The following is a 15,646-nucleotide window of genomic DNA, read 5'->3' as shown; positions in this document are numbered from 1 at the left end:
AATAATTAAGTATAATCAAAAGCTAAAACTGCATACGTTTTTGCATACGATTTTAAAAATCAACAGCACGGGAGCCCAGTAAAATGGTTGAAAATTTGGTCAACTTTGAACTCATAACCCGAAGGTTACTGATTTATGTCTAGTCTTAGCTACCAGTAGAACTTTCAACTTAAACAGTTGGAGGTTTTTTTATTTTACAGATTGAACATTTCAAATTCCTTCAAATTTTCTATTAAACTGTTAGAACTATTTTCTGTTAGCGCTACCAGTAGAACCTTCAAACTGTTTAGGGCTGAAGGTTTTTTATTTCACTCAATTAAATATTGAAAATTCCTTCAAAATTTCAACGAAACTGTTCGAACTATTTTCTGTTAGCTCTACAAAGCAAAACCCATTAATTATAATTAGTTGATGGTTTTTTTTATTCCATCAAATTTGAGCTATTAAAATTTTATAATACTTGGATTATACTGCTAGAACTTTTCTCTGCTTTATCGACTAAACAAAAAAGTGAGCAAAACACTTGTTTAGATTGATTTAAATGGGTGTTTTTATTCACCCTTCTTTAAACGAATTGATTATCTTTGAGTACAAAATGAACATGTTTTGGAACAAGATTTGTTATCAAAATTTTAAATAGAATTTTTTTTTCAGCTCGAGGTGCTTAATTTTTTTCTTTTGAAATTAATAAAGATTAGTTGTTGATTCTAATTTTTTGAAAATCAGATTGATTTAATTTCGGTTTTATTTTGTAATTTTAGTATTGGACCTTTAAAACGTACGGTCATGAAAACGGTAAATAAAATTCAATTACTTTTTACAATATTTTCTGCCCTCTTATTTGTAAATTTTTCACTTTCTCAAACACCTCCCAAAAATGATATTGAAGAAATGAACTTAAATGGAAAGGTGAAATCCATAAAACTAAATACATATGAAGTTATTAAAAAAAATGGGGAGATACACAAAGGAAAAATTATTATAGATTATGAGTCAAGTCAATATTTTCTTTTCGATACAAAAGGAAACAAAATCGAAAAAAGTTCATATAAATACGAATTGGATGGTCGTATAGATAAATACTCATACAAATATGATGATAACGGAAATAAAACTGAAGAGAGCCAATATTTCTATAAAGATACTGCTGAATGGAAATTAAGTAAAAAACATATCTATAAGTATGATAATAAAGGAAATTTAATTGAAGAAGGGGATTACTTTTCTGGCGGTATAGACAGTAAAATCACTAATAGATTCACTTATAGATATGATGATAATGGAAATATGATTGAACAGTGTTATACACATGGTGATTTTAAGAATATATATACTTACGTTTATGATGATAAAGGAAATATGACTGAAGAGAATCTTTACAATTATTCAGGGAGTGATGATAAAGGTTATAGTACAAAACGAATTTATAAATATGATAATCAGGGAAATAAAATTGAAGAACAGTTTTTTAAAAATAAAAAATTAAGTGATAAATCAATCTTGAAATATGATATTAATAATAATATGATAGAAAAAATTAGTAGAGATTCAGATGGTATTCTAGTTAGCGAAGAATATAATAAATATGATAAAAATGGAAATTTAATTGAAGGAAAAATAAATTCACCAGTTTTTTACGGAGGAGTGAAAATTAAAACCGTTTATATATATAATAATAAAGGAAATATTATTGAAAAAATAAAAAGTACTTCTATGGGAAACCAGAAGAATGAGGATAAAATTAGGTATGAATACGATAAAAATAATAATTGGACAAAAACAATAATTTTTCAAGGTAATAAACCTTTAGGAATTATTGAAAGGATAATTGAATATTATTAGATGAACATTAATCATTTAGTGTCAGCCAAAAGTGAACTTTTAAAAGCACTTGGCTCTAGTAAAATTAGTGAATTTTGGTTGTGTATTATTTGTTAGCCAACGTTTTCGTTTTTAATACTATCTAATATGATTGCTTCTATGCTCAATAGTTCCTGTATAAAACTAAAAACTTCTACTAAATCCCATATCGGCTCCATTAATTGTCTTATAATGTCAAGCGTGATGGATTCACCCGTATTTAACCGATCAATCAATTGTGACAGCATGGGATGATTTTTTTTAACTATACGATGACCTCTTGCGAAGATTAAGGTTTTTTTTGAATCTTGTACATCCAAATAGATTGGAAATATTTTTTTACCTTTAATCGAAAATATTCCCATTGAAGGTATTGTGGTTCTTGTTCTATTTGATTTCCTTCGAATACCACCATTACTTTTTAAACGTAGTATTTTTCTAGTTAATGTAATTTTCATTTTTTTATGAATGGACTGCAAATCAATCAAATCATTCAAGGCAGACTGAGTTGCATCCAATTTTAGTGGTTTCTCATAATCAATATGATTTAACAGTTCTTCTTCTGCAGTTTCTTTTATGAGCTCGTTTTCAAATCGATCTTTCGGAGGATTGATATAATCCAAAACAAAACTTAAGGAAAATTTTGGGGTATTGCCAATATGATAAACATAATGCGGAATAAACATGGCATCACCAGGTTCTAATTCATATGCTTTACCTTCTGTGAGCATTTCAGATACATTGTGAAAAACTTCTGAATTATGCTCGATGGTGTTGTATTTTGGATTGTCCCAGGTATAGAACTGTTTATTCTCTGGTCCCAAATGAAATAGGATTCCATCCTCTCCAGTAGCCTCTTTATGAATGCCAAAAGGTGTGAAACCATAGTTTCCCATAAAAAAAAGAAAAGACAAACCATCAAGCGGCAATCCGGCAATCTCTAACAAGGGACGAACGATAGCGGCAACTTTTTCGGCAAAGGAATTACTATATTGCTCCAAACCTATAAGAATCATACCAAACTTTTGGTCACCAAAAATCTGTTGAGACCAATTTTCGAGGGAATACTCTAACTTTGGGGGATTGGCCACCATTTTTTCAATAAAATCATTTCGAAGCTGATTATTGATATAGGTTTTTAGACCAACATGTATGTCTTCTTTAGCCAAAAACCCTATTAAAACGTTTATTAGTAATAATTTTATTTCATCGATATCTTTATTTGAAACTAGTTGTTTTGCTGCAGCAGGTTTAATTAACTCATTAGAATCATTAATAAAAGTTTTCCAGGAATTCGAATTCATGTTTTATAATTTAATTGTTTGTTGTAAATGTTGGCTAATAGTTAGACTAGAAAAGTTGCGAGTTTAAAACTGTATTTTTTCGATGTTTAAATTTAGTATTTTTATATTTCTATTGTCAGTTTCTCTTAATGTTAAAATATAATTTTTTCCTTGTTTCGCTTTCTTTGACCACATTTGACTTATGTTAAATGAAAATTTATTTCCCGAAAATTGATTCCATAATTACATCATTCATCATTTTTGAATGTCTACCATTTTCATTTGGAAAGCACTAAATTGCTATAATCCTATTTTTACTTTTTAAAATTGGTTTAATTAAATGATGAGTTTTTATAAGATTTGTGCAACTGGAAAATCGTATATTTTTATGTTGTAACAAGTCGTTTGTTAAATGTTTATATTAGTCCAATATGTAAGCATAAATTATAGCAGTGTTGGCAACAGTATTTCTCTGTAGATTTATTTAATCCATTTTTTCATTTTAAAATAAGCTACTGCAATAATGAAACTTATTATCATCAGCCCAATGGCTGTTGGATACCCAAATCTCCATTCTAATTCTGGAATATTTTTAAAATTCATCCCATATATTCCAGCAATAAGTGTAGGTAAAGAGATACAAACAGTTATAATTGTTAATGTTCTAAATATACTATTTTGTTCTAATTCAATTTTACTATTTATATTTTCTTTCAAATCGTCAAGCCTGTCAAAATTAAATTGAATATGGTCTGAAATTACTGCAATATCGTCAAGTTCTAATTTTATTTTATTTGTTATTGTTTTTTCTTCAAATTTGTTTTGGATAAGTAAGTTCAGGATTCTTTGAAAATTATTTATTGATTCTTTTATTAAGAGGTTATTATAATTTAGAATCATTATTAAATCCAAGTCATTTGACCTAAAATCTTTCAAGTTTAAAATATTCTCATAAAATTGCTTAACTTTTTTAGATATGAACTCTGTCAAATCTGCATAATAATCTGAAATTATTCCTACTTGAAATACAAAATGTTCTAAATGAGAATTAAAATTTATACTTGTAAAATCATATCTTGTTTTTGTGAGATTTACAAAGTCTTCATCAATATTTGAAGATAAAAAATAAAAAACCACCTCCTTTTTTATTATTATAAAAATTTCTTCCTCTCTAAAAAGTGTATTCAAATTGTAATTAGGTATTGAAAAGTTAAAAGATAATTGGTCGTGTGATTTTAAGTAATGAGAACTTATTTCAATATCTTCTTTTTGATTAAAAATAGAGATATCAATATCAAATTTATTAGAAATTTCTTTTAATACTTTTTCAGTAGAATCAATTATGCGAATATTAAATATGTCTTTAGCTTCATAGTTAATTTCACTAATTAAATTTAGTTTTTTTACTTCATTAGTCTTTAAATATAATTCTATCATATTATTTTTTTCGATTCTTTAAATTTAGTATCTTATTGTCGCCTACGAGTTTCTTTATTTAGTGTGATTCAATTTTAATCAGCGGAATGTTATTTAATTCTGAAATGATTTGATAAGTTTATGAATTTTTCTCAGTTTGTTTAATTTTTATTTCTAAAATTTTCGTTTACTTTATCAATTCGATTATTTTAAAAAAATCTATCCATTAAACTTTCAGCTCATAAAATTTGCTCAAATTCAATTTTAATCTTTCTTTTTCTCCATATTTTTTAAATCACTAAAAGTAACAGCCATTGCTAAAATTAGAAAAATATTTGACACCATTCCTGCGAAAGGTCCATTCTTCAAATTGTCAAAATCTAAATCAGAAATATTCCATATTAATAGAAGAATACTTATGAAAAATACTGTATAAACTTTAGTTTTTCTGTTCATTTTAAGTTTGTTTTCTTATGAATGATAATAAATTTTCTAAGATTTGTGCGACTGGAAAATAAGAAATTTTTAGGTTGTATTAAATCATTTGTTGGTTTATATTTAGTTTAAATGTAAGCATAAATTTTATGAGGTGTTAGCCTTTCTTTATTTTATAATTCCTACTTAATTAAATTAATCTTTAACATCATCTTTTCAACTAAATAACAACTCTTTTCTGAGGAACTGATATACATATTTATAGGGTGGTTTCAAGAGATAAGATGATTTAGGATTACAAAAAATATTAATGTGTACTATAATAACATTATATTGTGATTGGATATTTAGGAAATAAGGGGTAATTAGTTTCATGAAGGGAATGATGTAACCTTTATAAATAGCACAACTTTTTTATTAAAACTGACCAAAATCATTTTCTAGTATCGTAGTTTTTAAGTAAATTATAGGTATAATTTAAACTAATATTATGGAACGTGTTAAATTCGTAAGGCAAAATAGTAAGGAACGAGAGTTTGCCTTTGAGGTTAGAAAACGGGTACGCGCCTATTTCAAGGAGAATAATAAGTCTATTTATGGTAACTTTGACATGTACTTTAAGTCGGTTGTTATTTTAAGTATTTATTTAGTGCCTTTTATCTTGTTGCTCACTAGACCTTTATCTTCTTGGATGGCATTGCTTTTAGCTGTTATTATGGGTATTGGGGAAGCTGGTGTAGGAATGTCAATCATGCATGATGGAGTACATCATGCCTATTCTTCAAAAAAATGGGTAAATAATCTTGCTTCGTCTACCATGTTTCTTTTAGGTAGCAATATCTTTAATTGGAAAATACAACATAATATTAAGCATCATACGTTTACCAATATTTTTAATTATGACCCTGATATTTCTAACTTAAAGATTATCCGTTTATGCCAATATGGGCCACTTAAAAAGTATCACCGTTATCAGCATTTCTATGCTTTTCCACTATATGGTCTCATGACATTTGCAAGATTGTTTGGTGAAATTGGAGTTTTGTTGGAGTATAACAGAAAAGGCATCACCATTGAGCAAAATGTTAACCCAATAGTTCAACTGGTTAAACTTATTGCCATTAAGATTATCTACTTTGCTGTTATTATTGGCCTGCCCATATATTTTACAGACTTTGCTTTCTGGCAAATATTAATTGGCTTTATTGCCTTGCATGTAACAGCAGGGATGATCATGAGTACTGTATTTCAAATGGCACATGTGGTAGAAGGTACGAATCAGCTTCTTGTTGATGAAAACCAACAAATTAAAAACGATTGGTTGGTACATCAACTGAATACCACCTCAGATTTTGGAAGAAAGAATGGCCTATTCAGTTGGTATATTGGGGGACTTGATTTTCAAATTGAGCACCATATTTTTCAAAATATATGTCATATACATTATCCTTCCATTGCAACTATTATTAAAACAACTGCTGAAGAATATGGGTTCACTTATAACCTGAAGCCTAATGTTTTTAGTGCACTCGCTTCCCACTTCCGCAGGTTAAAAGAATTAGGAAATGTAAGAAAACCACCAGCAACATTGACAGACATGGCATCTGTTTAGTTTTAGTAAATTGTTTGTTGAAGGTTTATCAGTTTGTATTTAGTTTAAATGGGAGTATTATTTTCTTAGGTCTGTTATTTAAGTTTTAGCTATTGTAGAAAGTGGCCTTTACTCATTCGGTTCAATATGAATCAGAACGTGACCTAAATTAGGTATTTCATTACGTAAGTAATCTTTAAGGTTATGGGCAGCTTTATGTCCTTCTTTAACAGAAATTTTAGCATTAACTATAGCGTGTAAGTCAATATGATATCTCATTCCTGCTTTTCGGATAAAGCATTTTTCTGTTCCTAAAATACCTTGGACTTGCATTGATTTTTCTCTAATTTCAATTAATAGGTCATCATAAAGCTGTTCATCCATAATTTCACCTAAAGCGGGTCTAAAAATTAAGTAGCTATTGTATAAAATAAAGAATGAAGCTAATAGAGCCGCCCAATCGTCAGCTGTTTCATAACCCTTTCCAAAAATAAGTGCTATTGAAATCCCAATAAAAGCCATCACTGAAGTGATTGCATCACTCCTATGATGCCAAGCATCAGCTTTTAAAGAAGAGCTATTCGTTTCTTTACTTTTTCTAATTACAATTCGGAATGATATTTCTTTCCATAAAATGATACATGCTAAAACAATTAAAGTCCAAGACTTGGGGCTTTTATGAGGTGTCTGAATGTTTTGAATACTTTCATGAGCAATTATTGTAGCTGAAGTTACAAGAAAAGCTACAACCATAAACGTGATTAATGGTTCAATTTTTCCATGTCCATATGGATGGTTTTCATCCGCTGGTTTTTTTGCGTATTTAAGCCCAAATAATACCAAAAGTGAAGAAAAGATATCGGTTGTTGACTCAATTGCATCAGCAATCAAAGCGTATGAATTCCCAAAAAATCCGGCAAATCCTTTTATTAGAGCTAAACTGGCATTACTAATAATGCTGAAATAGGTAGTTTTTATAGCGGTTTGTTCGTTATTCATTGATTTTTTTATTGTACTTAATGGTTTAGGACTCATATTTATGTCAATTAAAAATTGAAGATTTTCGGTTGTTACAATGCTATTTGTTATATGTTTGACTTTTCGAAAATTTAATCTTCCTATTGCTTTTTCTCCCTCAAAATAAGTGAAAATTATTAAAGATACTTTTCTTTAATAATTTTTAAATGATGCATTTGGTGACCAACAATTATAAAACCTAATGCTCTAACAGACATAATACTTTCATTTGCGGTTCCTAACATTGGCATCATTTCACTTGTAAAACTATTAAATAATGATATGCTGGCCTTTCTCAAATAGGTAAATTCCTCTAGGATATCCTCAAAACTACGCTCATTACCATTAGAATTTCCCACATACCAATCTTCATCAAAACCTTGTAAATCACTAGGGTCATTTCTTGAAAATCGGAGTGCCCTATAACTTAATATTCGTTCAGCATCAATAATGTGTTGCAACAGTTCTTTAATTGTCCATTTGTCATTATCATATCTAAACAATAATTTATCTTCGGGTAAATTTTTAAGTGTTTTTAAGATTTCTTCTAATGAAGAATTTAAAACTTCAAACAAATTTACATTACCTAAAGCCTTAATATAATTTTTATAAAAAGGCGCATATTCATTTTCGTTTAATTCATTTGAATTCATAATTAAGCTGAGTTTCTACTTGCATTTATATTTCCAAATAAGGATCTGGTAACCATTTTTTCATACACTTTTAATAAATCAGCATCAGGATTTTCTTGTTTTTGAATTTCCTGAATTTTAAGTAAAGCAAATTGCTGAATGGTTAATAATGGTAAAACAATATTTTCACGAATGGTAATAGAAGCTTTTCCTACTTTGTTTCCTTGCATTAATTCTTCATAATCAGACAGTTTAAGAATTAAACGTTTTGAAGTTTCATATTCGTTGTATATGATTTTCCAAAAATCACCAAATTCTTCATCTTTTGCCATGTATTCGGTTAAGGCAAAAAACGATTTTGAAAGTGCCATCATACTATTGCCAATTAAGGTTTTAAAGAAATCAGAATGATGATACAAGTGTTTCAATTTTTCAAATTCACCAGCATCTTCATATTTTTTTAAGGCGGTTCCAACACCGTAAAAACCAGGAACATTTTGTTTTAATTGACTCCAAGAACCTACAAATGGGATGGCTCTTAAATCAGCAAAATTTAATTCTTTTGATTCTGAACGTTTTGAAGGGCGGCTTCCAATATTTGTTTTACCATAATATTTTAACGTGCTCATATGCTCTAAATAAGGCATAAACTTTGGATGATTTTTAAAATTAACATACGCTTCATAGCTTGTTAATGCTAAATCATTCATGACTTCAGTTTCATTTTTAGTCATTATATGGTTAGCATTGCTAAACAATTCATTTGAAATACCGGCGCTTAATAATTGTTCAATATTAAATTGTGAAGAATCTAAGGTTCCAAAATTTGAGCTAATCGTTTGCCCCTGAACTGTTAATTGTATTTCTTCATCTTCAATTGTTGGACCTAATGAAGCATAAAATTGATGTGTTTTTCCACCACCACGTGCTGGTGGACCACCGCGACCATCAAAAAAGATGACTTTAATACCGTGTTTTCTTGAAATTTCAGTTAAAAATTCTTTTGCTTTAAATATAGACCAGTTGGCCATTAAATAACCACCATCTTTAGTTCCGTCAGAAAAACCAAGCATTACAGTTTGCTTATTATTTCTACTTTTTAAATGTTTCAGATATGCTGAATTGGTGTATAATTTTTCCATAATGTCTGGTGCATTTGTTAAATCATCAACCGTTTCAAAAAGAGGAATGATATCGGCAGTTATGTTGTGCTCAAAACCACATAAATTAAACATAGCAAAAGTTTCCATCACATTTATAGCAGTTTGATTGTTGCTTATGATATATCTGTTTGCTCCACGTTCTCCATTGTTTTGTTGAATGGTTTCTATAGCTTTTATAGAGCCTAAGGTTTTTGTAACCATCTCATCCTTAAAAATAGAAATGTCTATATTGTCTGAAACTTCGGAAAGAATTTTAAGTTGTTCATTTTCTGAGAGTTCTGCATAATTTTCAGGGAATAAGTTGCTTCCTTTTTTTTGTAATGTAGTAACAATTTCTGCAAAAACATTTTGATGAATTCTACTATCTTGCCGAATATCTAACGTAGCAAAATGGTAGCCAAATAAGTGTACTTTATTAATAATATCATCAATATCTTCAAGATATAGAGATTGATGTTTTGAAATTAATACACCCTTAATTTGTTCTAGTTTTTCTTTAAATTCTTCTAAAGTAATGAGTGTATTTACGGGAGGGTTTACACTGTTTTCAAACAGCATATTTTCTATTTCTGAAATTAATTGCTCAATACCATTAAAGGTTAATTTTCTTTTTAATCTTCTAATATCTCTATAATAATTTCTAAGAATAGTTTGTTTTAATCGTTTAGCAACATTTAAAGTAATTTCAGTAGTTACAAACGGATTTCCATCTCTGTCTCCACCTGGCCAAAATCCTAAATTAATAATGTCGTTATTAATTTTTTGATTGTCAAAAATATTGCTTTGTATGTAGTTGAAAACTTGAGAAATGGAGTGGTAAAATACGTTTTCCAAATACCAAATTAAGCTTACAGCTTCATCATAAGGGGTTGGTTTTTCGTGTTTAAAAAATTGAGTTTTACCTAATTGTGCGAGTAGCTGATTAATTAAAAGCAGGTCGTTATTTTGTATTGCTTCTGTTAAATCTGTAATAATTCCTAAAACCGTTCCAGGGTAAAATTGTGTTGGATGTGCTGTTAAAACTACACGAATTTTAAAATCTTCTAAATGCTTTTTTAAGGCTTCTTTTTTGTTTTCTTGATCTGCAATTTCTTTACTATTTCGTAAAGTACCAATACCATCCATATTATTTACAATTGGAAATGCAGCATCTTCAATGGCATCAAATAAAACTACTTGGCGCTCTATATATTGAATAAATTTAAACAGTAAATTTATTTTTTCTTTTTCAGAAGGGTTTTTTTGATAAGTTTTGAAAAAATTTTCTACTATTTCAGAAGGATTTTGTCGGTTTGAGAATCCTTCTTTACAAATGTCATGAAACAAAGGCAATAAAACACCAGTTTTGGTAATAGTATCAAACGGAAGTGTCATGAAAATACTATTGTAAATTTGGTATTTAGACAGTACATTTTCGTTAAACCTTGTGAGTTTTGGTTGTTTGTGCATATTTTTAATTATAAGTTCTAAATTTACAAAATCTTCAGTAAAATAATTTTATTACAACGCTAATTTTGCGAAATCGTTTTTGAGAATGATATAATATAATTGACGATTATTTTTGAATTTTTAGAATTTTAGAGGAATATTTAGTCACTTTAAATCGATCGTCTAATCGTTTTCCAATCACCCAAACAATTTCATTTTCTGAACATAAAAGCCAACTGTTTTCTTTTTCAAGAAGTGATAATTTTTCGTCTTTAAAATACTTGCTTAATTTCTTTTTTCCATTTAAACCAATGGGATAAAAATAATCACCTTTTTGCCATTTTCTAATAATTAAAGGAAACTTAATTTTATTAAAATCTATTGAAATAGTATTGTTATCGTCAAAAATTAATGCTTCTAAAACTTTATTTTGATTGTTTTTTGTATCAAAGGGAATTGTGATAGTTTCAAATTTTAATGGAATTGGCTCTTTAATTTCTAAGGTGTTTTCTGAAATTTGAAAAGTAGAATTTTTTGCTATTTCAGCATTTAAATCGGATAAAATTAAAGCTCCTCTATTTTTAAGTAAACGGTGTGTTTTACTAAAAACTTGTTTTCCACTTTGTGCGTCTAATAAATTGGTAATATCATCCCATTCTGTAAATCCATATTCATTTAAAAGTTCAAATAAATAAATTTTAGGATTGCTTAGTTTTTTTAATTCTGAAACATTAAAATGAAATTCGTTATTGTGAATACTTATTACTTTTTGTTTTATGTTTTCAATGCGGTCTTTAATAATTTGCTGACTTCCTTTTAAGTTCTCCAACGTGTTTTGAAAAGTGTCTAATAAGCTAGGGTTTAACTCTTTTAAAACAGGAACCACTTTAATACGAATTTTATTTCGAACATATTTTATAGATGAATTGCTGCTATCTTCACGCCACTCAAATTTCTTTTTAGTTGCATATACTAAAATGTTATTTCTTGTAAAAGGTAGCATTGGCCGAACAATATTTCCATTAATTTCAGGAATTCCTGTTAAACCATCTAAACCTGTTCCGCGTGTTAAATTGATTAAAAAAGTTTCAATCACATCATCTTTTTGATGTGCAGTTATAATGTAATCTATTTTGTTTTCTTTACAAATTTCATCAAACCAATGATAACGTAAATCACGAGCTGCCATTTGGGTTGAAATTCCTTTTTCAGTAGCATATTTATCTGTTTCAAACTTTATTGTAAATGTTGGAATTTGCAGTTTGTGACCTAAATCTTTTACAAATTGTTCATCTTTATTGCTTTCTTTTCCACGTAAAGAAAAGTTACAATGCGCTAATGAGATTGAAAAGTTTAATTTATAAAAAAGTTGAGTTAAAACTACGCTATCTATTCCTCCAGAAATAGCTATCAATAATTTTTTATCATTTAAAAACGATAAGTTTTTATGAATATGTTCTTTTAAAGCTGCTTTCATACTTGCGGTAAATATAACTAATTGGTGTTTAATAAAACATATTTCATTGCTTTTGCTTTTAGCAAGCATTCTTCATATTCTTTTTCAGGAATTGATTGTGCTGTAATTGCGCCACCAACTGAATATGAAACATATTTTTTTGAAGCATTGTACAAAATACTTCGTATAATTACATTAAAATCAAAATCTCCTTTAGGTGTAAAATAACCAACAGCGCCAGAATATAAACCACGTTTGGTTTCTTCTAATTCTTCTATAATTTTCATTGCTGAAATTTTTGGAGCACCCGTCATACTTCCCATCGGAAATGTATTTTTTAGAATATCAACAGGATGTGTATCTTTTTTTACTTTACATGAAACGGTTGAAATTAATTGATGCACTTGTTCAAAAGTATACACTTTACACAATTCATTAACTTTTACCGTTCCTTTAATTGCAAAACGTGATAAATCATTCCTAACCAAATCTACAATCATAATATTCTCGGCACGTTCTTTTGGGTTTTGTTCTAATTCAGCAATTAGTTTTAAATCTTCTTTTTTAGAACTTGCTCTTTTTTCTGTTCCTTTTATTGGTTGACAAATTACAGAATCTCCGTCTTTTTTTAAATAACGTTCGGGTGAAGCTGATAGTAAGAATTTATCATTTAGTTTTAAAAAAGTAGCGAAAGGAGGTTTAGAAATAGTATTTAAATTCTGATAAGTTTCAATAGGATTTATAGTTGAATTTTCGCTATAAAATTCCTGACAAAAGTTAGCTTCGTAAATATCGCCTCGGTGAATGTGGTTTAATATTGAATCTAATTTTTGATAATACGCATCTTTATGAATGCGAAGTTTTATTTTAATGGGCGCTTCTTTTTTTGACTTTTGACTTTTGACTGATTTTATTTCTTTTAAATCAGTTTCAATTTCACTTTTAAATTCAGTAAGATATTTTATTTCAACAGTATTTTGGTTTATGAAGAATATTTTTTTAGGTTGAAAAAAGAATAAATCAGCAAAATGCAAATTATCAAAATTTGAAGATGTTAATTTTTCAACATCATTCTTTAAATCATAACCCAAATAGCCAAAAAGATAATCGTTATTAGTTGATTGGTAGTCTTTTAATTGTTGAAAAGCATTGGTGTAATTGGTTTCAATTTTAGAAAATGCATCAACAGCAAGTACCGCATCAAAATTTGAATATTTTTGCTGATAATTATTGCTATCTAGCCAAACAGCAGTTTTAAATTGCTGTGCCCATTGTAAAAGCTGTGTTTTAAATTCAGAAATATTACTAACTTGAATTTTATGACTAGTTCTTTGCATTAGTGCAAAAATAGAAAAGTCCCTTCAAATAGAAAGGACTTTTTATTGTATAATAACCTGATTTAAGTTTTTAGCTATGAATTGCTCTGTCATTAACAGCCAAACAAGCTTCTTTAAAAGCTTCAGTATAGGTTGGATGTGCGTGTGATGAACGTGCAATATCTTCAGATGAAGCTCTAAATTCCATAGCAATCACAGCTTCGGCAATCATATCAGCAGCTCTGGCGCCAATCATATGAACTCCTAAAATTTCATCGGTTTTAGCATCAGCTAATACTTTTATTTGTCCGTCAATATCCATACTTGCTCTTGCTCTACCTAAGGCACGCATCGCAAAAATACCAGTTTTGTAATTTACACCTTCCTCTTTTAACTGTTCTTCAGTTTTACCAACACAAGCAACTTCAGGCCAAGTGTAAATAACTCCTGGAATTAAATTGTAATTAATATGTGGTTTTTGACCTGCAATTATTTCAGCAACCATAGTTCCTTCTTCTTCTGCTTTGTGTGCTAACATTGCACCTTTTACAACATCACCAATGGCGTAAATATTTGAAACATTTGTTTGTAAATGATCATTCGTTTCTATTTGCCCTCTTTCTGTAACTTTAATACCAATAGTTTCTAATCCTAATCCTTCTGTAAAAGGTTTTCTTCCCACAGAAATTAAGGTATAATCACCTTTAAATTCTACTAGATTTCCTTTTTTATCTTCTGCAGTAACAATAACTTCGTTGCCTTTATTTACAGCTGAAGTTACTTTATGACTTGTATAAAACTTAATTCCTTGTTTTTTTAATACTTTTTGAAGTTCTTTTGAAAGCATGCTATCCATACCTGGAGTAATAGTTGGCATGTATTCAATAACTGAAACTTCAGCACCCAATCTTTTATAAACTGAACCCAATTCTAAACCAATAACTCCACCACCAATTACAATTAAATGTTTTGGAATTTCTGTTAAACTTAATGCTTCAGTTGAAGTAATAATTCTTTTTTTATCTATTTCAATAAAAGGTAACGTTGAAGGTTTTGAACCTGTTGCAATAATTGTTTTTGAAGCTTCAATTTGTTCAGTAGTTCCATCAGTTTTAGTAATAGTAATATGAGTAGCATCAATAAAACTTCCAAAACCATTAAAGACGTCAATTTTGTTTTTATCCATTAAATAATTAATACCGCCAGAAGTTTGTGAAACAACTTCATTTTTACGAGCAATCATTTGTTTGAAATTCACTTCCAATCCTGAAACTTCAATTCCGTGAGTAGCAAAGTTTTTAGTTGCATCATAAAAATGATGAGATGAATCTAACAATGCTTTTGAAGGAATACAACCTACATTAAGGCAAGTGCCACCTAGCGTATTGTATTTTTCAATAATAGCAGTTTTTAACCCTAATTGTGCGCAACGTATTGCGGCAACATATCCTCCTGGTCCTGAGCCTATAACGGCTACATCATACGTATTCATAGTAAAGTAGTAAAATTGAAATGCAAAAATAGAATTTTTATCTATCTCTATTATTAAATAATTCACTTATTTTATGTTTAAATCTTGGGATAATGATATTACTTATGTATTTAAGTTCTGAAAATCAATAGCTTAAATTTTATAAATCATATTTATTGATATTTATCATATTTAAAATGATTGTATTATAAGTAATAATAAACCATTTATAAGTAATCTGTTTCCATTTGTTGATTTGTACGAATAAAAACGCTAAGAATTAAGCGTTTAAAGGTTTTCTGTAGTATATTTGCTTAATAATTGAGATAAATGTTCCCCACAGATGTCCAAAAATATTTTTAACCCCACACTTTTATCAGATACAAAATGTTTGGTAAAAACAATTACAAATAATATTGAAGTTTTATTTAGCCTAGACTAGCAAATGTAATTTGTTTTTTTGGTTTTATATTGAATAACAGAATTTAAATATGACCTGTGGTGTTTAATTTAATGAATAAATAATTATGAAAAAAATTACTTTTTTTAGACTGATAACCTTTTTAGTGTTGTTGTTT

11 protein-coding genes are annotated in these 15,646 nt (G+C 28.6%); 2 read left to right on the top strand and 9 right to left on the bottom strand.

The window, feature by feature from the left end:
* Window positions 1-786: 786 nt before the first annotated feature.
* Complete coding sequence (locus ABY863_RS09195; RefSeq protein ID WP_372794073.1) at window positions 787-1,842, top strand: hypothetical protein; 1,056 nt, start codon at window positions 787-789, stop codon at window positions 1,840-1,842.
* A 92-nt stretch (window positions 1,843-1,934) separates the two neighbouring features.
* Here the strand turns inward: ABY863_RS09195 and ABY863_RS09190 are convergent, their stop codons facing one another.
* The 3 genes from ABY863_RS09190 to ABY863_RS09180 form a co-directional block, all read right to left on the bottom strand.
* Window positions 1,935-3,164 (bottom strand): RNA methylase, encoded by a 1,230-nt coding sequence (locus ABY863_RS09190; RefSeq protein ID WP_372794071.1) that lies wholly within the window; start codon window positions 3,162-3,164, stop codon window positions 1,935-1,937.
* A 459-nt stretch (window positions 3,165-3,623) separates the two neighbouring features.
* Entirely contained in the window at window positions 3,624-4,580 is a 957-nt protein-coding gene (locus ABY863_RS09185; RefSeq protein WP_372794069.1) for a CorA family divalent cation transporter, read from the bottom strand.
* 243 nt (window positions 4,581-4,823) lie between these two features.
* Entirely contained in the window at window positions 4,824-5,015 is a 192-nt protein-coding gene (locus tag ABY863_RS09180; RefSeq protein WP_372794067.1) for a hypothetical protein, read from the bottom strand.
* Between the two features lie 469 nt (window positions 5,016-5,484).
* Between ABY863_RS09180 and ABY863_RS09175 the strand changes: the two genes are divergently transcribed.
* On the top strand, window positions 5,485-6,606 hold the full coding sequence (locus ABY863_RS09175) for a fatty acid desaturase (RefSeq protein ID WP_372794065.1): 1,122 nt from the start codon (window positions 5,485-5,487) through the stop codon (window positions 6,604-6,606).
* 108 nt (window positions 6,607-6,714) lie between these two features.
* Here ABY863_RS09175 and ABY863_RS09170 read toward each other — a convergent pair whose 3' ends face one another.
* The 6 genes from ABY863_RS09170 to lpdA all read right to left on the bottom strand — a co-directional run bounded on the left by ABY863_RS09170 (window position 6,715) and on the right by lpdA (window position 15,089).
* On the bottom strand, window positions 6,715-7,584 hold the full coding sequence (locus ABY863_RS09170) for a cation diffusion facilitator family transporter (RefSeq protein ID WP_372794064.1): 870 nt from the start codon (window positions 7,582-7,584) through the stop codon (window positions 6,715-6,717).
* Between the two features lie 155 nt (window positions 7,585-7,739).
* On the bottom strand, window positions 7,740-8,255 hold the full coding sequence (locus tag ABY863_RS09165; protein ID WP_372794062.1) for a DinB family protein: 516 nt from the start codon (window positions 8,253-8,255) through the stop codon (window positions 7,740-7,742).
* A 2-nt stretch (window positions 8,256-8,257) separates the two neighbouring features.
* Complete coding sequence (locus ABY863_RS09160) at window positions 8,258-10,846, bottom strand: phosphoenolpyruvate carboxylase (RefSeq protein ID WP_372794060.1); 2,589 nt, start codon at window positions 10,844-10,846, stop codon at window positions 8,258-8,260.
* A 106-nt stretch (window positions 10,847-10,952) separates the two neighbouring features.
* On the bottom strand, window positions 10,953-12,302 hold the full coding sequence (gene tilS / locus ABY863_RS09155; protein ID WP_372794058.1) for a tRNA lysidine(34) synthetase TilS: 1,350 nt from the start codon (window positions 12,300-12,302) through the stop codon (window positions 10,953-10,955).
* 17 nt (window positions 12,303-12,319) lie between these two features.
* On the bottom strand, window positions 12,320-13,618 hold the full coding sequence (pabB, locus tag ABY863_RS09150) for an aminodeoxychorismate synthase component I (RefSeq protein WP_372794056.1): 1,299 nt from the start codon (window positions 13,616-13,618) through the stop codon (window positions 12,320-12,322).
* Between the two features lie 70 nt (window positions 13,619-13,688).
* On the bottom strand, window positions 13,689-15,089 hold the full coding sequence (lpdA, locus tag ABY863_RS09145) for a dihydrolipoyl dehydrogenase (protein ID WP_372794075.1): 1,401 nt from the start codon (window positions 15,087-15,089) through the stop codon (window positions 13,689-13,691).
* Window positions 15,090-15,646: the final 557 nt, after the last annotated feature.

This window comes from Lutibacter sp., assembly GCF_041562875.1.
Taxonomy (GTDB): domain Bacteria; phylum Bacteroidota; class Bacteroidia; order Flavobacteriales; family Flavobacteriaceae; genus Lutibacter.
This window is presented reverse-complemented; position numbering and strand designations above follow the sequence as displayed.